General features: G+C 61.7%; 15 protein-coding genes and 1 pseudogene. 6 read left to right on the top strand and 10 right to left on the bottom strand.

The window, feature by feature from the left end; translation table 11 throughout:
* The first annotated feature begins 19 nt into the window (after positions 1-19).
* A pseudogene (locus BLT62_RS18210) lies at positions 20-1,004 on the top strand (IS481 family transposase).
* Here BLT62_RS18210 and BLT62_RS17190 read toward each other — a convergent pair.
* Positions 1,001-2,464 carry a sugar transferase gene (locus BLT62_RS17190; RefSeq protein WP_083365167.1) on the bottom strand — a complete coding sequence of 488 codons (1,464 nt, stop codon included), beginning with the start codon at positions 2,462-2,464 and terminating at the stop codon, positions 1,001-1,003. The pseudogene BLT62_RS18210 and the gene BLT62_RS17190 sit on opposite strands and share 4 nt — an antisense overlap.
* A gap of 217 nt (positions 2,465-2,681) precedes the next feature.
* On the bottom strand, positions 2,682-4,787 hold the full coding sequence (locus BLT62_RS17935) for a glycoside hydrolase family protein (RefSeq protein WP_172829748.1): 2,106 nt from the start codon (positions 4,785-4,787) through the stop codon (positions 2,682-2,684).
* 219 nt (positions 4,788-5,006) lie between these two features.
* Between BLT62_RS17935 and BLT62_RS17185 the strand changes: the two genes are divergently transcribed.
* Positions 5,007-5,978 carry a glycosyltransferase family 4 protein gene (locus BLT62_RS17185; protein ID WP_172829747.1) on the top strand — a complete coding sequence of 324 codons (972 nt, stop codon included), beginning with the start codon at positions 5,007-5,009 and terminating at the stop codon, positions 5,976-5,978.
* A gap of 491 nt (positions 5,979-6,469) precedes the next feature.
* Here the strand turns inward: BLT62_RS17185 and BLT62_RS17180 are convergent, their stop codons facing one another.
* The 3 genes from BLT62_RS17180 to BLT62_RS17175 are packed head-to-tail and all read right to left on the bottom strand — an operon-like array spanning position 6,470 to position 9,940.
* Positions 6,470-7,975 (bottom strand): lipopolysaccharide biosynthesis protein, encoded by a 1,506-nt coding sequence (locus tag BLT62_RS17180; protein ID WP_083365165.1) that lies wholly within the window; start codon positions 7,973-7,975, stop codon positions 6,470-6,472.
* Between the two features lie 34 nt (positions 7,976-8,009).
* The gene (locus BLT62_RS17810) at positions 8,010-8,888 is read right to left on the bottom strand and encodes a glycosyltransferase family 2 protein (RefSeq protein WP_156786416.1); all 879 of its coding nucleotides are present in this window, start codon (positions 8,886-8,888) and stop codon (positions 8,010-8,012) included.
* Positions 8,888-9,940, bottom strand: coding sequence for a polysaccharide pyruvyl transferase family protein (locus tag BLT62_RS17175; protein WP_083365164.1), 1,053 nt, complete (start codon positions 9,938-9,940; stop codon positions 8,888-8,890). Before BLT62_RS17175 ends, BLT62_RS17810 begins: the two co-directional genes overlap by 1 nt.
* Before the next feature lie 489 nt (positions 9,941-10,429).
* Between BLT62_RS17175 and BLT62_RS17170 the strand changes: the two genes are divergently transcribed.
* A complete protein-coding gene (locus BLT62_RS17170; RefSeq protein WP_156786415.1) occupies positions 10,430-11,146 on the top strand; it encodes a polysaccharide pyruvyl transferase family protein in 717 nt (238 codons plus the stop codon).
* 70 nt (positions 11,147-11,216) lie between these two features.
* Positions 11,217-12,218, top strand: a complete 1,002-nt coding sequence (locus BLT62_RS17805; protein ID WP_156786414.1) for a glycosyltransferase family protein — start codon at positions 11,217-11,219, stop codon at positions 12,216-12,218.
* A 54-nt stretch (positions 12,219-12,272) separates the two neighbouring features.
* On the opposite strand, the gene BLT62_RS17165 is transcribed toward BLT62_RS17805, so the two are convergent.
* The 5 genes from BLT62_RS17165 to BLT62_RS17145 all read right to left on the bottom strand — a co-directional run bounded on the left by BLT62_RS17165 (position 12,273) and on the right by BLT62_RS17145 (position 18,750).
* Positions 12,273-13,190, bottom strand: a complete 918-nt coding sequence (locus BLT62_RS17165; RefSeq protein ID WP_172829746.1) for a glycosyltransferase family A protein — start codon at positions 13,188-13,190, stop codon at positions 12,273-12,275.
* Between the two features lie 84 nt (positions 13,191-13,274).
* A complete protein-coding gene (locus BLT62_RS17160) occupies positions 13,275-14,396 on the bottom strand; it encodes a glycosyltransferase (RefSeq protein ID WP_172829745.1) in 1,122 nt (373 codons plus the stop codon).
* A complete protein-coding gene (locus BLT62_RS17155; RefSeq protein ID WP_083365161.1) occupies positions 14,393-15,301 on the bottom strand; it encodes a glycosyltransferase family 2 protein in 909 nt (302 codons plus the stop codon). Before BLT62_RS17155 ends, BLT62_RS17160 begins: the two co-directional genes overlap by 4 nt.
* Before the next feature lie 9 nt (positions 15,302-15,310).
* Entirely contained in the window at positions 15,311-16,717 is a 1,407-nt protein-coding gene (locus BLT62_RS17150) for an O-antigen ligase family protein (protein ID WP_083365160.1), read from the bottom strand.
* Between the two features lie 149 nt (positions 16,718-16,866).
* Positions 16,867-18,750, bottom strand: coding sequence for a DUF4012 domain-containing protein (locus BLT62_RS17145; RefSeq protein WP_172829744.1), 1,884 nt, complete (start codon positions 18,748-18,750; stop codon positions 16,867-16,869).
* Between the two features lie 1,123 nt (positions 18,751-19,873).
* Between BLT62_RS17145 and BLT62_RS17140 the strand changes: the two genes are divergently transcribed.
* Positions 19,874-20,125 carry a hypothetical protein gene (locus tag BLT62_RS17140; RefSeq protein WP_156786413.1) on the top strand — a complete coding sequence of 84 codons (252 nt, stop codon included), beginning with the start codon at positions 19,874-19,876 and terminating at the stop codon, positions 20,123-20,125.
* Positions 20,126-20,849: 724 nt separating this feature from the next.
* Positions 20,850-22,892 carry a DUF7657 domain-containing protein gene (locus tag BLT62_RS17135; RefSeq protein WP_156786412.1) on the top strand — a complete coding sequence of 681 codons (2,043 nt, stop codon included), beginning with the start codon at positions 20,850-20,852 and terminating at the stop codon, positions 22,890-22,892.
* Positions 22,893-22,896: the final 4 nt, after the last annotated feature.

Here is a 22,896-nt window from a genome sequence, read left to right as displayed (position 1 = left end):
CCTCCGGTATCAATAGGGGATACCACACTCAAAACGATCCGCGGAGGTTCTCGCTTCCTGCGCTACCGATGCCGACGCCAAGCTCACCCCGTCGGGCCGTCTGCAGCTTATTCTGCTCGTTGTGCAGGGCGGTCGGGCGCAGTCCCGGGTCGCGGAACGCTTTCAATTCACCGGGCCACCATCGCCAAATGGGTGGCTCGCCACGGATTCGGAATGGGTGCCGGGCCGGCCGATCAGTCGGTCCGGCCGCGCTCCTCGCGGATCCGGCTGCCGCGGCGCACAGAGCGGCGCCTCATCGTGTTGCTCTTCACCCGCCGATGGGCTCACCTCGCATCGGCGACCACTTCGGCCTGCAACAGTCCTGGGTGAGCAAGGTGCTGAACCGGTACCGGAGGCCCCTACGAGGGCACCTGGACTTGAACACCGGGCTGCCGGTCGAATGGGAGAGCCCGGCCGAGCTGGTACACGTGGACGGGAAGAAACTCGGCCGCATCCCGGACTGTTGCGGGCGCCGCGCCCTGGGCCGGTAAAACGGCAAACGCAACAGCAGGTCGGGCGTCGGGCATAGCTTCCTGCACTCCACGATCGACGACCGCTCCCGACCCGCCTACTCCGAGATCCTCACGGATGTGAAGAAAGAGATGGCGGCCGGGGCCTGGGCCCGAGCGAACGCGTTCTGCGCCAGCCACGGCATCACCGTGACCCGGGTCATGACCGGGAATGGCTCCTGCTACCGCTCGGCCTGTTCCACAAGTCGCTCGGCGAAGTCCGACACCGCTTCACCCGCCCCTTCCGGCCGGCAGCAAACCAATGGCAAGATCGAGCGCTTACAGCACGTCTTTGCCGCGGAGTGGGGGCTGAGCCCACCGCTACAACTTTGACGACGCCCGCGCCGGCAGCCTTCCTACGTGGATCCATCACTGCAACACGACGGGCCCCACACCGGCATCGAGGGCAAGTCACCGATCGAACGTGTACACAACGTCCACGGGAAAAACAGCTAGTGCGCCCCGTCGGCGGCAGCTACGGCTGAGATAGTTCGCCACAGAATGATCATGTCGCCTGTGATCGACCAATTCTCAACGTAGTAGAGGTCGAGCCGGATCGCGTCCTCCCACGAGAGCTTTGAGCGGCCGCTCACTTGCCAGAGCCCGCTCATCCCCGGTTTCATGAAGAGTCGGCGGTGCGCGGCGTCGTCGTAGAGTGCGACCTCAGCTTCACGCTGTGGACGGGGGCCCACCAGACTCATCTGCCCCAGAAGCACATTGAGAAGTTGCGGGAACTCGTCGAGCGAGTACTTGCGGATGAAGCGACCGACCGGAGTGATGCGGGGATCATTGATGACTTTGAAGAGCGGTGTGTCTGAGGTGCCCTGCGCGTCGAGCAGACTCGCCAACTGGTCGTCCGCTCCTTGCACCATAGAGCGGAACTTCAGCATCCCGAATCGCCGCCCGCGCAACCCGACACGCTCCTGGGTGTAGAAGATCGGTCCGGGGCTGGAAGCCCGCACGGCGATCGCGACACCGAGCAGCAATGGCGAGGTGAGAAGCAGGAGAATGGAAGATCCCACGATGTCGAAGAGCCGTTTGGTCCACTGTTTGCGTCCCTCGAACTGAGGGAACTCCACGTGGATCAGCGGCAAACCGGCGACGGGGCGCGCGTGAATGCGAGGACCGGCGACATCGGTTAGGGCTGGAGCGACAATGAGTTCAACATTGCGGGCCTCGAGGTCCCAACCGAGTTGCCTCATGTGCTTCGGGCCGAGGTCATCCGCTCCGGTGATCATCACCATGTCGACACACAACCGGTCGATCACGGGGAGCAGCTCCTTGTATGTTCCGAGCACGGGTACGCCGGGCATGATGTCGTCCTCGGTGTGACCAAGCTTCGTGAGAGCGCCGATGGCTATGATGCCGGATTCACGTCGCTCGCTCACGGTGCGGGCGACGTGTTCGGACTTTAGGCGCTGGCCGATTAGGAGCGCTCGGGAAAGATAGTTACCTTCACGCTGTTGGTTGCGCAGCCATTGACGCCAGAGCCATCGGCTGACCAAGAGCAGAAACAGTCCGAGTGGGAGCGCCGTGAGGAAATATCCCCGGCCTAGCTCCACCCCGAGGAGAAAGGCTACGATCGCGAGAAGCCCGAACAGCCGAAGAGTTGCGTCGGCGACGCGGCGGTATTCAATCGTGCCCGCGCCAATGTTCTTGTGTTCGCGGGCGCCAAAGAAGTCGAGGAAGAAAAGCCACAGCAGGGCGATGAGAATCGACACGAGTGTGTAGGTCGGAGTGAAGTTGCTTCCCAGGCTGCGCGAGATCGCAAGCGATTGACCGTCTTTGAGCCACACGAGCTGCGAAAATGCGACTGCTACGACAATGCTCAGTGCATCAGTGAAAAAGAGTCGGACGGCATACGAGCGCTTCCATGTCCGGACCGGTGTCGATACTGCTGATTCTGTTCGCGTCATCTATTGCAATACCCGCCACACGCGCTCAACGTTGCAAGTGGTCAACACGCGGATCCCCTTTAGGCCGTCTAACTTGGTGCGAACTTGCCAGCTGAACAGGGCAGGTCATCGCGATCAACATTACACGGGCCTGAGACTGAGCCCGTGAGGACGACCGTGCCAGTTCATTCTCGCTCCAGCCGCTCGTGATCCGAGCCGCTAGGAGAACCTCAGCGCACTATCCGATCAATCGCGCCACACTCAGATCTCCGTCGATGTAGATGGTCTGCTCGCCCAGCTCGATGGTGATCGTTCCATTGATAGGTTTGACGACTGTCACTTCGCCGTACTGCGAAGTCACCTTCACCGGTACTTTGGTGGCGAAGCTCACCGATACAGGCTTGGTTGACCAGGCAACACGCGTTGTGTCGTCGCTACTGCCGAACGCATAGGAATACGTCGTTTCGTTCAAGTTGTCCCTCACAGCGAAGTCCTTGCCGCCAATCTTGCGGATCAGCATGCTCTGAGCCATCGCGGAACGTTTCGGCTCGAACGCGGGGATCTGCTCCGTTTGCTGGCGCACCATCCCAAAGTTGCCCTCATGGTCGAGCGGGTGCAGGTGGTCGTTTACGAGGTCGTACCAGTAGAAGCGCTCGACTCCAGACGCGAAGGCGATGACTTCGGATCGGACCAGGTAGTCGGCCTGTTGGTTGTCTGATTCGACTAGGGTCGAGGTCCATCCGAGTTCCGTGATCCAAATCGGCTTGGCCTCGCCGTCGTTGTACTCCTTGATGCGATCCTCGACCTGCTTCAGGCTGTCAACTAGGAACTCGGCGCCCTTGTTGTCTCCGTAGTCGTAGTCGTAGGGGTGGAAGCTGACCGCATCGAGATAGTCCAGGCCGCCAAGCTGGTACAAACCGGTGAGGAAAGCGTCGTCTGTGCGGGCGTTTGCCGGGCCCACGATCGGGATGCCGGGGTACTCCGCACGGATGCGATCAGCCGTTGCCTGCAAGATCGGCAAATAGCAGGCAGGAGTTGTGCCGCAGGCACCCGTGTTAAGCAGCGGGTTGTTGAATTCGTTAAATACCTCGAGTGCGTGGGCGTCGAAGGTCGAGACGACGTTGCTGGCTAGGCTGACGTATGCGGCGATGCCGTCAGGAGTGCTCGGTGCGCCGGCGTCGTAGAGCTTGTTGCCATAGCCAACGATGGGAAGCATGTCCATTCCCGCTGCCTCGAAATCGCGAACTCCATCGGTGAGGATCTGCGGGTAGTCGTAGACGCCCTTCACCTTCTCGATGTGGCTCCATCGTGCGTCGGTGCGGGCATGTGCGAAACCGATCTGGGCCCCGACGGTCTCCGAACCCACGTAGTAGGGCTCGCCAATGTGTGTTCCGACACCGAAACGCGAATCGCGTTCACCAGCAGGGATTGTAGTCTGGTCCAGCACCATGAATGTCGCGGTGATGGGCTCGGCGGAACCATCTTCTGGGGCCACGGACACCGAATAGTAGCCTTGCTCCAAATCGCCGAGCGGAATCAGGTTGAGTGAGGAGTTCGCGGGTAGCGTGCCGTCGAGCAGCGCAGCTCCGGTCTCGCTAAGTACTTCCCAGCTCAACGTGGCGGCGCGCCAGGAGACGCCGATGTAGGCTTCGCCCGTTCGCATGATCAGCTCTGGGTTGGTGATTTGGGTCGGAGCTGCGAAATCCTCGAAGGAGCCGTTCAGCACGGCGTTTGTTGTCTCGCCGATTGGCGCTAGGGTGATCGCGTCAATGCGGAATCCCGCGACATCGCCAGAGGCCGCGATGGCCAACCGCATTTCAGTCTGCCCAGGCTCAGCGGTGTACATCCCGGTCACTTCGGTCCACGCCGGCGCAGGAGCGGGCAGATCCAGCTGTTGTTCACCGAGCATTATCGCGACGGAGCCCGTGCCGGAGCTGGCTGAATCGAGGCGCACCAATGCCCGGAACTCGTACTCGAGACCGCCGATGACGGGTACCAGCTGAGAAAGCACGGCGGAGGCATCCGCCGCGCCGGCAATGTCAGCATTGAGTAGGAGCGCGATGTTGCCGTCTTCGATCTTGCCCGTCTCTGCAGCCGGCTGAACGCCAATCGCGGACTCGAGGGTCCAGCCGGCGAAAGTCGCGGCAACGCTCATAGTCTCCGGTGGCGACACCTTGGGAGTCTCTGGCACAGCCGCGATAGCGGGCCCGGTGCCGACGGCTGGATCGGGCTTAGCGGTGAGCACCATTGTGGTGGTGACTGCTCCGGCAATGAGGACGGAGGCGATCGAGGAACCGATCACAATGGTCTGCCAACGGGGCATGGCGCGGATCTTGGAAGGCAAGCTCATCATTCTCCTGGGCGAGGGTCCACACGACGATCGCTCGGTGCGAAGATCACCTTAGGCTACCTCTCAACTTCGCCTCGCTCGCACTACCGGGAGCGCGCGGCGGATTCGGGGAGCACTTGGGGCCATGGGAGAATCGTCGGGAGCCGGCGTGTTGCTGGCTGTGCAGAGGGCGACATTGCCGTCCCTGGCGGTGTTGAATTGGGGTTCACTCGAGTGCTTTTTGTCGATACGCGTTGGCGCGGCGACCATGGAATCGGGCGGTTCGCTCGCGAGGTATCCGCACGACTCACGCTCCCTTATGAGACGCTCACCGAACGTGGACGTCCGAGCTCCCCGCTCGACGCTGTCACTAGAGCACGGCTGAAACTCGGCACCAACGACGTGATCTACTCACCCGGATACAACTGCGGTCCAAGCCGGGCTACGACGATCGTCACAATCCACGACCTGATCCACCTTGATGACCCAGCACAGGCCTCCGCTGCCAAACGGCTCTATTACGAGCTGGTGGTCAAGCCTGTGGTGCGGCGAGCCGGACTGGCGCTCACTGTCTCCGAGGCTGCTCGGGAACGCATCGAAGAGTGGATCGATGATGACTCCGTGCAAGTTCGCGTTGTGGGCAATGGCAGCTCGGAGGCTTTTCGCCCCGGTCCTCCACGAGAAACGTCAGCCGCGCCGCACTTCTTGTACGTGGGCAATCTACGACCACACAAGAACGTCCCCGTGTTGATGCAGGCCCTCGCGCTGAGGCCCGAATACAGGCTGACCCTCGTTGTAAAGGACAGCGTGGAGGCCCGTCAGCTCGCGAAAAAATTCGAGGTTGCCGGGCAGATCGAAGTGGTAGAGCACGTTGACGATGAGGGTCTCGCTGCTCTTTATCGCGCGGCCACGGCGACACTATTCCCCTCCAAATTGGAGGGCTTCGGGTTCCCGGCACTTGAGTCTTATCTGTGCGGGACCCCCGTCGTCTATTGGGAGGGATGCCGCTCCATCGCCGGTATTAGCGACGGCAGTGGTGTGGCTGTGGAGAGTGACTCCGACGCTGAGGCGTGGGCGTCCGCCATGGACAATGCGGTCAACAACCACTCCACGCTCATGCTCGCGCCTGCGGAACAATGGCGCACGCGCTTTGGGTGGGACGCAGTTGCGAGTTCAGTTGAGTCAGCCCTGCGTACTGCGCTTTGAACTTAGGAGTCTGATCTCATCTCCGTTGCAGCGTCTCCGCATGAACTCGCCTCTTACGCTGTGCGGGCCAGGAGAAGAGCGCGTCCACCGCTGCACATCTGTTGGCAAGAAGCACGAATAAGAGGAACGACCGTTCTAGCCGCAATCGCCGCAACGAGCTGCTCTGAGAGACCGAGTGCGGTTTCGTCAGCGAGCACCTTTGTGCCGAGGACTATCGCTGGCCAGTGCTAAAGGTAGAACTCCATCGAATCAACGCCTAGCTAGAGGAAAGGCGCAAAAAATTCGACTCCGTCGATGGGTGGCGAGACTGCGAGAGCACCGATGACTCGCATCGAAACTATGGGCGCATTCCGGGGTCCCGCCGGGATACGTGCGAGTCCCAATGCCGACACGCCTAAATGCGCGATTGCGGTCGTGACATGAGCCCGGTCGATGCGCCGCCGGGTGGCGCACAGTTCGAGCACTCGATCTCGACATGGCAACTTCGCCGTTCAAGCGTCAATCGAAGCTGCAGCAGCACTCTTCTTCCGAGCGATTCGCGTGCGGACATCTGTGGAAATCTGACGAAGGACAAGTCGATTCTCGCGCCCAGCGACAACCCACAACAACGCGCCGTAGCTCGCAAGACCCGCGACTGCGAGCGGCACGGCAAAGGTCCAGAATGCATGCTCTGAGCCGGCCCATGCTGTTGTTTGCAGGAAAGCGATCGCGACGACCACAGGGATGATCGCCAAGATGCAGCGGAACACCTGCGCCAGATACTTTGCCACTGGAAGCTCGATCAGTCGGTGAAGCGCCCAGATCCGAACCGGCCACGTCACGATTCTGGACCAGCGCGAGAATGCCACGCCAAACACCCCAAAAGGCAACAGAGCAAATACGAGGAGTACACCAACGATGTTCTGAAGAATTGCCACCCAAAGTGCAACATTCGCTCGACCAATTGCAATGAATGCGTTTCGGTCGAAGTACATCACAGCGCCGAAGGCCCAGCCGCCAGCGAGGATCCACAGTATCGGCACTGTCTGGTCCCATCCATCTCCGAACGCGAACGGGACGAGTTGAGGGGCAAGCACCGCAACAAGGCCAAAAATCGGCACGCCAATCGCCGCGGACGCAAATGTCATCTGGAGGAAAATGCGACTCAGCCTGGGCAGGTCATCTTGAACCTTAGAGAATGTGGTGAGTGTGACCTTGGACATCACCGTGGTGACGAGCTCGATCAGGATAGTGCCGATTCGCTGTGCAAGGTAGTAGAAGCCGAGTTCCTGAGCACTGAAAAATGCTCCCACGAGGAGCTTGTCAATGTTCTGCTGGAGCGCGTCCAGAAGCCCAATCGCCATGATCCGCATGCCCATGGACCACATTGACTTCAGGGACGAGATCGAGTATTCCCATTTGGGACGCCACGATGTTGCTGCCCAGAGCACGATAACGGACGCGGTGTTCGTTGCAATCGCCTGCACGACCAGTGCCCAGACTCCGCCGCCGCTGAACGCAATCGGAATTGCGAAAGCTGCACCGCACATGGCGCCGATGACTTGCCGAATGGCCAGCGACCTAAACCCGAAGGACCTCTCCAACAACGCTGCGGGCACCTGGGCGAACGCAGATATCGGAAGGCTGAGCCCCATGACTTGAAGTACCGCGGTCAGATCCGGTTCGCCAAACAGCCCAGCCAGGAGCGGTGCGGTCAAGAACAATGCGGCGTAGATCAGAATGCTGAGCGAGACGGAAGTCCAGAATGCCGTCGACGAGTCCTTGGGAGAGAGCTCCTTTTTCTGGACCAGGACGGTAACGAAACCCGCTTCCACAAAGACTTGGAGCAGAGCAATCACGACTGTCGCCATTGCGACTAGCCCGAAATCTTCTGGTGAGATCAGCCGTGTGAGAACGGCGATCACGACCAGCGCCAGCAGCCGGGATGTCCAGCGCTCGAGAATAATCCAACCGATGGAGTGGGTAGCCTTGCTGCGGAGGCTGTCGCTCTCAGTCATCGTTCGAATTTGCGTACGCCGGGAACTATGCTGCTCACGCGGCCTTCGATCTAAACGCAGCCAGCCGTTTGCGGAGCGGACGACTCTTCTTCACAACTTCTTCCCACAGAGCGCGAGGGCCGGTGGCCGCCCAGATCGTCGACATGCGTCCGCGGGACGGGCGGATGCCGAAGTCCCGCTCTATGCGAGCATCGAGCGGGCGCGCGATGCCTGCAGCGAGCGACTTTCCTGAGTGATTTTCTCCGGTATCGACGTGGTAAACGGCTGCCGGGTACGGGAATGCCTCAAGCGTTCGACCATGCTCGCGATACCAAGCATCAGCGTCCCGATGAGCACCCATTATCGCCGAGAGACGCTCGCCGAAACCTGCCGCCACCTGTTCCTGCGAAGCGCTCGTGTCGAGGTTGTCTGGCACGCCAAAAGCTTCGAAGGGAACGATGAACGAGGTTCCACAGGCGCGATTGAAGTCAGATTGCGGTACGTACGAGTTGCGCGCGCGCGAATACATCCATCCGTCTCGAACCACCCAACCAGTATGATCCGGTTGGTCGCGAACGGTGGCGGCCAGGCCGCGGTGGACGAAATCATCCGCGTCAAAACTCATCACGTGGGTCGGTGCGAATTGTCGAGCAGCAATGAGACCGATGCCCAGTTTTGTCCCCTTGTCCCAGACGAACGGTGCTCGGGCGGTCTGCGCGCCGGTTGGCGGGGCCGGCGGCGGAAAGTCCACCTCGACGAAATGAGTGCGTGGGGGCAGCTCAAAAGCGGGGCGCTTATTCCCGACAACTACGATGACGTAATCATCAGATGATTGTTGAGCGACTGACTTCAGCGTGTTCTGGAGCAGTTCCTCGACGCGGCCATAACTCACGGAATTCTGCGGGTGTCGAAGTGTGGTAACAAAAGCCAACATCAGATTGCCGTCAGCTCCTCGACGTACTGGCGAGCGGATTCAGTATCAGTCGCGTACCTCGCGGTCGTGAACCTACCGGTGTAGTCCTCGAACACTGCCCCGATCTTCCGGTAGTTGTTGTCGAGCGCCACGTGATTCATGCCCAGCAGCACTGCGAGCACATGGGCGTGGAGCCGGTCGACCACCACGACCTGCGCAGAAGAGTAGAGCCGCAGCGCCCCCGCGATATTGATGTCGTTGAGGGAGGCAATCAAGGACTGCACGAACCATTGTGGGAGCGTCGGAACGAACTTCAGCCGCCGACGATATCGGACAAGCCGGTGCTGAAGCTTCATCGCCCGCCGAGCAATCTGCCATCGGATTGCGAGCCAGCCTTTACTGTGCCAGTCCGTGCTCGTGACCGATAGGCGAGGAATCCAATCGTCGCCTACTTCATGGAGCCCTGACATCGCTTCCTTGTCCTGGCGGGCGATGATCAGAAGCGACGGACGTGAAGGAGTCCGGGTGGTTGCGGGCGGCTCATAGCCGAGGGCCATGTCATGACAGAAAATGGGTGTGAGGCTCGGCAGAAGATTGCTTGCGCGTTCAATAGAGAGCGAATCACGCAGGAGAAGGTGAAAGTCCGGGTGCGCGCCGATGATCGCATCTGCCTGAACTGCGCGTTCCGGGGATCCGAAGTAGATGGACTGGGGAAGCTGAACCAGCCGATAGTCGGGAAGATCCTTGGCAATGCGCTCACGGTGGTTCTGGTGTCCGAGCCAGAGATCTCCGAAATTACCGCCACCGTGAAGCAAGACCACGCCCGACGGCATCGCCCGACGAAGTTCCGCTGGATCATAGGTTCTCATGTCGGCGACGTATCGCAGGCGGAAGCCCATACGGCGCAGGTACGCCATCTCGCCCGCCCAGATGAGAGAATCGCCCACATTTGTCTGGTTCGGTGCGTCGAGGAGGGCGACGTCGACCGCATTGCCAATTGCCCTGCGCAGCGTCTGCTCCGTTGCGTCCCTCAGTCCGTGCAGGTATTGCGAATCACTCTCGCTTAGAAGCACACTTTCCTCTCATATGCGCAACGCTGTCGACCGTCATTCGCCACAACGCCACCGACCGGAGCCAGCGTGCCCCATGCGGCCTCATCGAAGATGGGCATTCCACGTGCTGTGAAGCGTGGCCGCAGCATTCATCCTATCGCTTGAGGCCTCCCGGCTTTCCTTCCCGCTTCCTGAAGGCTCCGCTGCTGGGGCACCCTGCATTCCGGTGCAGATCGAGATCGGGTCCCTCGGGCGGTGCGGTACACGCAAGCTTCCCTTGCGCGGAACGCTCCGGCTGTCGTGCAGAGCGCGGCGATCACTCTCCCGTCGAGGCCAGGACCGCTGTGCGCGGTGGGCCACGAAGCGGGGGCAATCAGGTCAGCACCGCCTCAACGCTAGGCTAGAGCAGCGATTGCTGTTTATTGAGGGAGTACGTTGTCAGTCGAAGTAGTGCACTGGAACCCTCGGCGCCCCCTCTATAGAGGGCGGTTGGCGCGCTTTGGGCCGCGATTGAACAACTTCGGCGATTTGCTCGGTCCCGTCATTGTCAAGGAAATGCTCAAGAGAGCGGGCGTCGCGCAGCAGAAGACGGGTGCATCACACCGGCTACTTGCAGTCGGCTCAATCTTGCACCTAGCGAACGAGGGCGACAGCATTTGGGGCGCAGGCGTCAACGGCAAGAAGCTGACATCCGAGTACTCCTTCGACAAGCTTGACGTCAGGGCTGTCAGGGGCCCGCTCACGCAACGCATCTTGGAGGATAGCGGGATCGCCGTTCCGTCTGTCTTCGGCGATCCTGGCCTGTTGGTCGGCCAGCTCTGGAGCAGGAATGAGTTGGCTGCGACGCACGGACAGTGCAGGTTCTCAGTAGTACCCAACTTCCATGACTTCCATCTTTCTTCGCAGGATGCTCAAACGGTTGATCCTAGGGGGCAGCTGTGGGACGTCATCGGCAAGATCGCCGCTAGTGACCTGGTGGTGGGCTCATCGCTTCACGGAATCGTGATTGCGGAGAGTCTTGGGATTCCTGCTCGACTCGTTTTGTCGAACACCGAGCCACTTTTCAAATACCAGGACTACTACCAGGGAACAGGCCGCACCGCTTTCACGCCAGCAAACTCGATTGCGGAAGCGTTGCAGCTCGGCGGAGAACCATTGCCCGAGTGGGATCCGACTCCCCTTCGAGATGCGTTTCCCTTCGACCTCTGGGGCACGACGACGGCGTGACTCGGTGTGGCTGGGCCACGACCCGTACGGCGACCGGACTGCTGTAATTCATTGACATTAGGAGGGCGAAGTGGTTGTACGAGTGCTCATGTCGCCTGGACCAAGAATCTCGAATCCGTTCATTTCGGTGCTGATCGAGAATCTCGATGGTGATATCGAAGTTCGGGAGTTCACGTGGAGGCGTGCATTCCTGTCTTCGTACGATCTGCTTCACGTGCACTGGCCAGATGCACTCCTTCTAGCGCCAACGCCAAGCCGCCGCGCGCTGAAGATCCTGGAATTGCGCATGTTGATCGCTTGGAACAAGGTGCGCCGAATACGGCACGTTTGGACTGTGCACAATTTAGATCCACACGAGAGGGGAGGACGCGCGCGCGCGGCAGCGCTCCGTGTTTGGGCCCGATCTTGTGACCTTCGTGTGTTCCTCTCGGAGGCGGCACAGGTCGACACCGACTCGGCGAGTTCAGTGGTCATTAAGCACGGGGATTACGCCAAAGTCGCTGCAGAGAACGCAAGCAATCCTTCTGAAGTAGTCCCGGGCCGGATGCTTGCATTTGGGCTCCTTCGTCCCTATAAAGGCATTGGCTCTCTCATCAGCGCAACACAGGGAGCTGCAGTCGGGATCGAACCGTTTGCATTGCGCGTAGTAGGCAGGCCCCAGCCTGAGAGCTATGGCGAGGAGCTGCGAGCGCAGGCCTCTGGCCACCCCAACATTGAGTTCTCCTACGGACGTCTTTCCGACGCAGAGCTCGTCTGCGAAATCCAGCAGTCGGAGTTCGTTGTTCTCTCCTACAAGAGGATCTACAACTCCGGGGCCGCGATTCTTGCGCTGACGCTGGGTCGTCCGATCATTTGTGCTACTTCGGCCACAATGCTCGAGCTTCAGCAGGAGGTGGGTCCCGAATGGGTGTACTGCCTTGAGGGCGAGCTCACGACTTCTTCTCTAATGGGTGCGGTTTCAGAGCTGCGCGCTCGGACTCGCAGTCAATATCCTATTTTCCAGGATCGGGACTGGCGATTGATTGGTGGCGCTTACTCGGAGCAGTACAAATCCCTCAAATCGAAGTCTTGACGCCCACGATTGGTCACTGTGGGCACAAGGCGTTTGGCCTTCGAATGCGCGTGGTCAGTCGCCCGACTTGCGGCGGTACTCATGGACGTGAAATCCAAAGAGTGAGGAGATAACGCCCACTCCATTAATGGTCTTGTTGAACGATGAGGATTGGAGCCCACGACCTCGGAGCGCGTCCGCGGCAGCGCGCACGGTTCCTGTAAGCACGTAGTATCCGCCTTGGCCGAGCGTGAGCAATACGCCCCGTTTCGCCTTTCCCAAGCGGCCCAGAACTACGCCGTTGCGGAATGCGCGCCGCGACAACCATTTAAGGGTCATGCGTTCATCAGGGACCGGTTCGAATACTCGCGCCGCTTGTGAGTACTCAATCTCGAGTCCGGAGTTGAGGAACACGGAGAAGAACTTCGCATCGCTCCCCCCTGTGAGTGAGAACGAATCGTCAAAACGGGGTGAGCCCGCGCTCCGCCAGCTCTCCTTCTTGACGAGGGTGTTGTTAGTCGCTCCCGCGCGCAACTTCGCGCGGTTCGGCCATTCGGGCCGCTGAATGAAGCCGCCCTTCACGACCCACCGGGGGGCGTGCGGAGGGAAAACTGACTCAACGGGCCCGGTTACAACTGCAGCTCCAGTGGAGTTCGCGTGATCGGTGAGTATGTCGAGCCAACCCTGTATGACATGTTCATCGTCGTCTACGAACACTATGGAGTCGGCGGTGCACTCGGGTGCGCCGAACAACGTCAGGGCCCGGTTTCGTGCAGCCGCGATCCCAGGTGCGGGTTCAACCACATAAACGAGGTCAAGGCAAGTATCTTGCGACACATCGCACGCGGACCCAGCAGGATCGTTGTCGACAACCACTACCGAAAAATTCGTTCCCTTCGAGGCGCTTTCCAAGGAGCGGAGGAGGGCCCGGAGTCCATCTGGACGCCGGTAGGAGGCGATGGCAATCAGCGGGTAACGAATTTCGGAGTTCACTGGCACGATTCTACGAGTCGGGTTCGAGCGCAAATCCTTGGATCTGCCGTGGGTGCAGCTTGGGTATCACATGACTGTCAGCCCTCAATTTCTTGCAAGGGTATGGGATTCGAAGAGCCAACAGTCTGCGGCAAATCGCCCATCGACATTCGGGAGGTCGCCTGCTACTTCAGCGGGAGTTCGCGAGCTGGACAAAGCGCGTTCTATCGCTAAGGCCACTGTTTTCGTGTCGCAATCCGGGTCGAGTACCTGATGTCCATTATCGGCCAACCATCCGGCCACGCCGGTTTCAGTGCTGGCCACGATTTCCAGCCCGGTCTCGAGCCCCTCAAGGATCGGAAGCCCAATCTGCTCCTTCCAGAGCGCGGATGGTTGCGACAACAGGAACAACGCTTTACCCGCGAGAAGCTCCTCGCCTATGGTCTCACGGCTCGGGTTGACGATTAAGCTCACCTCATCGCGCTGTTCAGCCCATTGCTCCACACGGGAGGCGTATTTGCCCTTGCCAAGAATGGTGAGCGTCGCCTGTGGGACGAGCCGGGACACGGCGTCCCACGCGTCCATCAGCTGCAAGATGCCTTTGCGGTCGTCGAGTGCTCCCAGGAAAAGGAGGCGTTGGGGCCGAGTGCGAGACGCGGTCAATTGCGAGGCGGGAAGCCCCCAAATCAGAGTGTGTGCAGGTCGACTGCGGTTGAAGCGACGCGTGCCGAGGAGTGCCTTGTAGTTGTGCTCGGCTGCAGCCGTGCCAAAGGCGATTCGATCGAAGCGCGAATAGCAGAAATAGACAAGGTTGCTGACGATGGGGGTGATAAGCGAGCCCGGAACTCGAAACTTGCGAGCGATCTTCGCAGACAGATCGGCATTCTCGATTGCATACGTGACGAATCGAGTCGGGGTCTTCCCGCCGATGGCTGAGAGGCGGGAAGCCAATGCAAGCGCAAGATTCTGAGGCAGCGCGCTGGGCGTAAACGGCTCAGCCAGCTCCAGTACTTCGTAGCGCCGACGAAGAACACAACTGAATACATGGGCGAAGGTGACGCGCCGCACGCCGGGAGTGCGTCGGGCGAGCTCGTCGTCAAAGTCATACATCGGCTTGTAGTAAAGGAAGTCTCCGGGGGTGAAATGCGCCAGGCGTTCGATGTGGACGGTCCGCGCACCGCGGTAATACCTTGCGATTGTGGTGGGGAGATCGTGCTTGAGGGTCATGAGGCCTCTCCGCTCACGCTGGAGCTTCCGGTAAAGAGGAGATATGCCGGCGCCGAGTTCGTCCGCGCGAGCCTCCATGTGCCCAGCACCTTGCGGGCGAGGGGGCCTTTACCCTGCCCGACCAGTTTCGCCGCACGAAGGCAAAGACGAATGAAGGCGGCTGCTTTGATCCCGGCACCGTGAGACTGGCCGAACGTCGAGAGCCCCAGCGCCGAGTAGCCGAGAATCTTGTCCCCGGCGCTGCTGTGCGACGACGAGACGTTGTGGGAGACAACGGCCTCAGGCACCACGACCTGACGGCCGCCGTGGGCCTGAATCCGGAAGCCGTAGTCGACATCTTCCCAGTACATGAAGTAACGCTCATCGAGCAGTCCGACGCGCTCGAGGGTCGATCGTGGGACGAGCACGCATGCCCAGGTGAGGTAATCCGCCTGGCCGGGCGCAGCGAGGGAGTCGATCGAGAAGGTGACGCGGTTGAGGCGGGATCCTGATGATTGCGTCGTCCCGTCAGGATTCACGATCTTCGGGGCGACGATCGCGATGTCCTCCGCGGAATGGAGCACCCGCAAAAGGTGGGTCAGGGCGTCTGGGTGCAAGAGCGCATCGTTGTTGAGCATCAAGAAATTCGAGTACCCATTGCTCAGGGCGGCCCGGAGGCCGAGGTTCACGCCTGCGGAATAACCGCGGTTCTCGACCGACTCGATCAGTGTGATCTTGTCGGTTGAGAGCCGACTCAAGGCGCGGCCGAGATCGCCGTCTGCGTCGTTGTCGACGGCAAAGACATGGTCGACGAGCGGCTCGGCGAGCAATGAACGGACACAATCCAGTGTCTGCTCAGTGTCGTGCCAGTTGAGGACGACGGCTGAAGTGAGCTGTGCGGTGGAAGAGGAAGGCTCGGTCTGCATCAAATCTCTCTAAAAGCTTCTCGGCGACACGAGATCCCGAGCTAGTTGCTTGAACCCCGTCGGCCGCGCAGGAGCTGGGCTGGTCGGCGTGGCAAACCCGAAGGCCACGAAAAGCAAGAAGGTGATTGCGTGCCAGCTCATAACATCGAAGAAGAGGAAGCATGCGATGAGCGAAGCGATGACGGCGCGCCCGGTCGGCCCCGAATTGCGCAGTGAGTAGAGCGCCAGCACCACGAAGACGGCCAAGCCGACGAGCCCAGAAACGATGACAAGGGAAATCAAGGCATTGTCAATGGTCTGCAAACCGTCGGAGTGCAGAATGCCGGCCTCAAATAGCTCTGCTGCCGAGTTATACCCCGAGCCGAAAAGCAGGGGCAGGGGCGGAAGAGCGAACAACCCGATCGCGGCCTCAACGATGCTGCTGCGGTGCAGAAGCGAGAAATCCTGTGTTGCAATCGACCGCAGCAAGAAAGCGACCCCCGCCAGGACGAGGAGGGACGTGCCGGCGAGGGGCACGGCAAGCTTGCGGAGCGGCTCACCGGTGGAGCGTGAGGCAATGAGCTGGGAAATGCAGTAGACAGCGAGGCCCGCCGCGAGAGCTGCAATCGCTGACCGAGTGCCGGTAAGGAGGATCGCGGATGCAAGAAGCGCAATAATCGCCGCTCGCGCAGCAGGGCGCTGGATCGCCTTCGAGAGAAGCGCCGTCAGTAGTGCGACGCAGAGGAAGGCCGCAAAGGGGATCGGGTACCCAAAGGTAGCCTGTGCCCGGTTTGTCCAGTCTCCCAGAAGTCGGTTCTTGCGAACCGTGTAGGAGTCGGTTGTTGCGCTTCCAGCCACGAAGTCTCGCACAAACTGCCATTCGGTGAGCGTCTCGCACAGTGCGATCACGGCAGTGATGCACGCGAGTCCGATGAAGGCACGGAGTAGGTATTGGCGCTCGTCGACCCCAAGGTTTGCGGCGGTCACGAAGACGAGAAACCACATTGTCCCGATCCCGAGCGCTTTGGCGGTGGTCGCCAAGTCGGCGCCCACGACTGTCGGCAGGATAAGAAGGACGACTAGGCCAATGACGAAGATTGTGCTTCGCGGCATTGACAATCGACGCCAGCTCATCGCCAACGCGAGTCCAAGGAGAGCGACAACCAGAACTGGAGTGGCAGTGGTCAACGATTGGGGGGTAAGGACTGATCGGGAAATGGCAAGCAGAACTAGCGATGCAATGAGTGCCGAGACCATGACGGATTGGCTGCTTTTGAGCACATAGGCGAGAGCCGCCAGCACGACAGGCACAGAGGCAATGATCGAGAAGTCGCCGGAATCGAGGATCCCGCTGAGGGCGAGGGCCGCGACCGCAACTGCAACCCATACGCCAGCGCCAACAAGCTTCGAGAAACTCGAGCCCGCCTTACCATTCATGCTTGCTCATTCGATCTCGTCAACGATGCGGCGTCGGTCGTTCCGATGTTCATCTTCCCCCATGGTTACCCGGGCCTACGCTACTACGTCCGGGCACTCATACGAGGGGACGCGCGCGTTCGCCGCGACGCCGTTCTGACGGAACGAGCCTACGGAGCGCAACCTCCAGCTTCGACCGCGAGTTTGGTCGCATGAAGCATTGGCGTAGCGCGCAGCTCGGGCGTCGCGTAGGCGCCTGCTCCACCGACAAACGTGGCAGTGACCTGACTTGTCTGCCCCGGCGCGAGCCAGACCATGAACGAAGCCACCGGGCGGCCGAGATCCTCGGCCCCCAAGTCGAAGGTCGTGAGTCGGCCTTGCGAGTTGATCTCCGTGGAGGCCAACGTCGTGCCGGGAGGGCCGTAGATGAAGACCTGGGTCCGGAAATGCTCGGATCCCCAGAGCCCGCTGGCGACGTAAGCCGGAAGCGCGTCGGCCTTCTCCTGTGTGATGGTCGACGCCAGGTCAACAGTTGTGGTGAAGGTCGGCGTCGCGCTCGTGCACACATCGGTATTCAGTTTCGCCGCGGTCTTCAGGTAGAAATCCATCTTTGAAGCAGACATGTCCCGGAAAAAGACCCCGGTCGTCGTCGCGGCATCGTTGTTGGCAGGCAAGATTCCACTCATGGGCGAGTTCGCGAGGACTTCCTGCTGCGCCGGGTCGGAGCTCCACGCCAGGATTCGATGCTCAGAAATACCTTGTGCTAGCGCAGATACGAGCTTTGGGGCATCCGTCGCGGGGCTCATCAGCGCATTGAACACGCTCTTGGCAGCCTCCTCGAAGAAGTCGTCGGTGCGCGAAATTTCCTCAAGCGGGTAACGGAAGTAAATCTCGTTGAGGAGCAGCTGGACGGCGTTCTCCTTGGACAACTGGTCGCCCGTGCTCATGGCGATCGGTCCGGTTGCGCCGAGGAGATGCGACAGCGCCACTGGGTCGATTGAGATGACTGCGTCGACATCACCGCCGATGTGCTCCTGCCAGAACGCCTGTGCGATCTCGGCCGCAGTGGGGAAGTCCGGACGGCTAGTCGAAAGGTTCAGTCTCGTGTACATGAGTGGCTCGAAGATTGCCTCGACGTTGGGATCAGGTGCGACCACCGGGCTCCCATCGCGCCAGGGGAAGTCGCCGCTGGAGGCCTGTCGGCCAATCTCGATGGCGCCGTCATCGACCTTGAGCTCGGTGAGCGCTGCGGCTGTGCCGCCGAGAGCCGTCGACTCTGCCAAGTTCTGGAAGACAAGCACATAGGTTCGAGGCCCGTTGGCACCCAGGAGGTCGGGAGCGATCTGGAGAATTGAAGCGGCGTCGCCAACGAGGGCATCGGCAGAGCCGAGCATGCCGGAGAGCAAGGCCCCAGCTTCGCTCACGGGCCCGATCGTTCCGCTCACATCGATGGCCATTCCGCGGGTGGCAGCTTCGTGAAAGGCCGCCGCAGCTGGGTCCATCGCCGCGCTCAGTTGAACTATGGGGTCGATGTTGATGCGGCCGTCTATGGGCTTGAGTGATTCCGGTCCGAGTCCGCCCGCAACAGCTGCAAGAGGCGTGACTGTGTCATTCGCAATCGCGTCAACAACTTCGGACATCTCGCGCACGGCGGTGAGGTTCTTGCCGAGGATAGGCACGAACTCGCCCACGCGCCATACCGGATCGTGAGTGGCCGTGACGGCGTCGGACGTATGCGTGGCTAGAAGCGCTGCCGTCTGCGCGATCCCTGCGAAATCTGCGGAGGCCGCCTGATCCTTGACGGTGCCGATGAGGGACTGCGCGGCTTCGAGGGAGTCCTTCGCGCTGAGGGCACGGTAGCCGACCCATCCGGTGGCAGCGAGCGCGACGATAAGGACGCCGCCAACCGTCCACAAGGCTCGCTTGCGAGTCGCTTGCGGCTTCCGTTGCGCATGCCGGGCCGCTGCGAGGTCAATCTCGCCGGCCTGCTGCATCGCTCGATGCTCGGCGCGTGTGCGCGGGTGCGGCGCACTGGCACCAAAATTATCAGTCACTCGGAGAACGCTAGTCCACGGCGGCTTGGATATGGCTGAACGCCTCACGACTCTGAACCAATACGGTGCATGGAGCTGTGCTGCGCCGTGCTCACGTGAAAGCTTGAAGCGGGTCGCACGCCTGACGCTAAGCGCTTCGTAGAGCACCTCTGCGAAAATCGGGGACAGCGACCGCAAGAACTTCTCGGTCAGGTGTTTCAAGTGAAGATACTTGACCACGCCGATCAGCGCGTGAAAGGTCTCGTCGGCGCAAGAATAGTCCGCGGGGGTGAGTGGCCGACACGTCATCGCGCACGGGCCGCTTCGAACGCTGCGTCCCCGTCTCCTTCACTAGGTCCCAGGGTTCCTGTCGTTTCGTTGCCCAAGGCTTTTGCCGGCGGACTTCCCTCTTCCCGAAGGATGGAACAGTCGTGCCTCCCCGGTCACCGCGATTCTTACAACCCAAATCCCACACCACCCGCCTCGCTTAGATTGACGCTGCCAGAGGGCAGTGCGTCCTCGCGGTCGCAATCACGCACTTCGTCGGGTGGATGTAGGACCCCTTCGTCGGTGCGGGATTGGCGTCAACAATGGGGGACAAATTCAACGGCCGGCTCATGCCAATTCGGATGCCTTTGCTTTTCGCGATGAGCGGCTTCCTACTGTCGCGCAGGATCAGGGCGGGGCGGCGTGATCGCCGCAATTTCGTCTCGACGGCGAACTCTGACTATCTCTACTTGGTCCGGTTGAGCGTCTACGCACTCGCCACATGGCTCCGGGCAGGCGGTGGGCCCGGTGGCGTGTATACGCTCAACAGCTATATCGCCCAGCTCATCGTGCCCAGGACGTTGCCCTGGCTCATCCTGGCGTTGGCATTTTGGACACCGCTATGTGCTGCAATGAGAAGGGTGCACCGGCTGTCACGCTCTCGTTCGCGGTGTCCTCTGGCGGAGGATGACGGCCGCCCTCGGCGTCCTGGCGCTCGTCAGGGTCGTGCTTTCGCAAGTTCGAAGGAGTCGCTTGTGAATGAGCTGCTCCCTCTGGTTATAGATGCCTTTGTCGAGGACCGCGGGGTCTCCATCGTGATGCTGCTCTGCCAGCGGGCGAACTGGTCGGGAAGGGCCAGCGCACACTTCCTACATATGTGCTGCATGTCCCTGCGTTCTGGGTGCTGTTTTTCGTTCTCGGCTGGGCCGCGCTCACGAGTGTGCCGGGCATATCCATGTTCGCGCCGATACTCGGCACGGGGGTCGCCTCGCTCGCGATCGTGCTCCTCCACGGTCTGCTCAAGCGAACTCCCGCGCGTGTACTGTTCGAGCTGCTGGCAAGCTGGAATCGGAAGATCGCCGGGGAGAAGCGGGTGGTCTGCGCCGTCGGGCTGGCGGTACTCAGCTAGGTCGGCGGCCGAAATGTTGGCTCAAAGGGCGGGGCCGGCACCGCGCCTGTTTCGAACCTGCTAGGTCGCGATAAGGCGGCACCCAATGCACAGTCCAGAAGGAGGCAGGATCACGGCGACATCCGCGGTCGCACTGCGTATCTCTGGGGCTGCGCGCCGTACTCTCTGCGAGGTTCGTTTGTAGGCGCTCTTCTGCTTGCCTACGCTGTCGCCCTGATGCGGCGGTCGGCGCTCGGTGTGGGTGGAGCATGGGAGCCGTATGTCACGAGCACGAGTGTCGCGCCTCGGTCACGCCAGAGTTCCTCGAGCAACTCCACAATCTCGTCGCGAGGTCGTTCGTCAAGGTTGCCGTTCGGTTGGCCGACGAGCAGTACGGTGGGTGCACTATCAGAAGTCCGCAGCGCTGGCCCGATCCTGATTTGCGGCACGCGTGACGGATGGCGTCCTGGCGCGCTGCCTCCGCCTGAGCAAATGCTTGACGCTCGCGGCGCGTCCGTGGCTGCCGCGAGGGGTCAGCAGAGAAGTCAGTCACTCGTAAGGCGCTACTGCACGGTTGCTCAGATCTTCCTGAACGACCCTGTGACACTCTTGACTTCGTAGGTTGGCCGCAGGCGCTGCACTCCGGCGCCTCCGGGCCGACGTCAGCACCGGCACGGGTAATCTCGTCCATGGGCCCGAACGCTGAACGCCAGCACCAGGGCGGCCACGAGCGAAGGATCTTTCAGTGCCCCAGGACCTGACGTCAGCAGTCGGCGCTGCTTCACAACCGAGGGTTCCCGAGGTCGGGCCGACGTGGCGTCGCCTCCTGCGCTGGGGCCTCTTTCCCGTTGTCGTGCTCGTGGTGTTCTGCACGCTTGTCGGCCTCGATCTCAGTGGTTCATCGATCGGAGTCGTGTCGCCGACGCCGCAGGCCGACGGGCTCATCGCGGGCACTCCGCGTGAGATCCGCAGCGATGAATACATCCTGCGCACGCCGAACGCGATCTCCTCGGTCGGGCAGGGGCTCCCCACGACCGCCTGGATCGGCCTGGCCGAGATCGACCAGGCCGTCGCGGCCGGTGGCGGCCCGACGCTCGACTGGGGCACGCTGTTCAAGCCGCAGGACTGGGGCTATGTGCTCTTGGGGGCGAGCCGAGGTCTCGCCGTGATCTGGTGGGCGTCCTTCGCGTTCAGCCTCTGGGGCGCTTTCGCACTCTTCGGAGTGCTGACGCGGCGCCCCGTTCTCTCCGCGGGCTTCGCGGTCGCGGCGACGTTCACCCCGTACAGCGGCTGGTGGTTCGCGCCCTCGCTCACCCTCGGCTACGCAGCGCTTGCCGCAGCGGCGGTGCTCGGCTCGTGGATTGTGCGGCGTCGTGGCGTTGCCGCCGTCCTCGCGGCCGCGGCCGGGCTCATCGGGGCGGCCTTCGCGCTGACCCTCTACCCGCCCTGGCAGGTCTCGTTGATCTGGGTGATCGTGGCTCTCGGGGCCGGCTTCGCCCTCGACCGGCGGATTCCGTGGCGCCGCTTCATCGCGACGACGGGGCTCGCGCTTGCCGTCGCGGGAACGATCTCCGTTGTCTGGCTGCTTCAGCACTCGGCCGCCACCCAGGCCGTCGCCGGCACCTATTACCCGGGACAGCGCCGCGTGCACGCGGGGACCGGATCCCTGGAGGTGCTGCTGGGGGCGCCGCTCAACTTCTGGATGACCGGTGACGCCGGGGCAACGCTCGGCACCGAGGGGAGGGTTGGGCCGTACGCCAACCTGTCTGAGTCGGCCTCGAGCTGGTTCCCCCTGCCGCTGGTGCTGCTGCTCGTGGTTGGCGCCGTGATGATGCTGGTGCGACAACTGCGGCGGCGCGGTGCGGTGGTGGGGCCCGGTGCACCCGAGTCCGGCGTGCGCGAGCAACGCGAACCCGTCTGGATGCTCGTCTGCGTCTCGGCCGCCGTGCTGCTCCTGCTGGCCTGGACGCTGTTGCCGCTGCCAGACTGGGTGGGCGTGATCACCCAGCTGCAACGCGTGCAGCCGTCGAGGACGGCGCTCGCGCTCGGGTTCGCTGCCCTGATCCTGGTCGCGCTCGCGAGCACGGTGCGTGCGCGCCCGCGGGCATGGGCCTGGCCGTGGCTGCTGCTCGCCGTCCTCGCCTCCGCCGCGACGACGCTCTGGTCTGCGCAGGCGATGCCGTGGAACACCGCGCTGGTGTCGCTGCGGCTGGTGCTCGTCAGCGGGCTGCTGCTTGCAGTGCTGTTCGCTGCGGTGATGGATCGGCGGAGCGCTGCGGCGGCATCCGTACTGCTCGGCCTCTACGCCTTCGCGAGCTGGGCGGCGATCAACCCCCTGCAACAGGGGATCGGCCCGTACAGCAACGACCCATTCGTGCAGGAGATGCAGGAGAGCACACTCGACGGACGGAACCCGCGGGTCATGGTGTTCGGCGACTTCGCCGTCGTGGCGAAGGTGCGCGCCGCCGGCTTGCAGAGCATCTCGGGAACCACGCCCTACCCGGATGCCGATCTGATGCGGCAGCTTGCTCCGGAGCAGGAGGAGCTGTGGAACAACTACGCCCAATACGCGTGGATCCCCGCGCCGGCGGGGGCCGCCACGGAGATCGAACGAGTCGTCGGGAGCCTGATGAGCATGACCATCGACCCGTGCAACGCGGTGATCGACGAGCAGGTCGACCCCGCGTGGGCGGTGGCAGACCAGCCGCTCGAGGCTGAGTGCCTGAGCCCGATCTCCACCGTGCACGACTCCGAGGGGCGCGAGCTACACATCTACGCGGTGCGATAGGCCG

It is taken from the genome of Microterricola viridarii, from assembly GCF_900104895.1.
GTDB lineage: Bacteria > Actinomycetota > Actinomycetes > Actinomycetales > Microbacteriaceae > Microterricola > Microterricola viridarii.
This window is presented reverse-complemented; position numbering and strand designations above follow the sequence as displayed.

Excerpts from the sequence above, each read along its gene's own strand:
- BLT62_RS17190 (WP_083365167.1), bottom strand. The coding sequence starts at position 2,464 with ATGACGCGAACAGAATCAGCAGTATCGACACCGGTCCGGACATGGAAG.
- BLT62_RS17180 (WP_083365165.1), bottom strand. The coding sequence starts at position 7,975 with ATGACTGAGAGCGACAGCCTCCGCAGCAAGGCTACCCACTCCATCGGT.
- BLT62_RS17810 (WP_156786416.1), bottom strand. The coding sequence starts at position 8,888 with ATGTTGGCTTTTGTTACCACACTTCGACACCCGCAGAATTCCGTGAGT.
- BLT62_RS17160 (WP_172829745.1), bottom strand. The coding sequence starts at position 14,396 with ATGACCCTCAAGCACGATCTCCCCACCACAATCGCAAGGTATTACCGC.
- BLT62_RS17155 (WP_083365161.1), bottom strand. The coding sequence starts at position 15,301 with ATGCAGACCGAGCCTTCCTCTTCCACCGCACAGCTCACTTCAGCCGTC.
- BLT62_RS17150 (WP_083365160.1), bottom strand. The coding sequence starts at position 16,717 with ATGAATGGTAAGGCGGGCTCGAGTTTCTCGAAGCTTGTTGGCGCTGGC.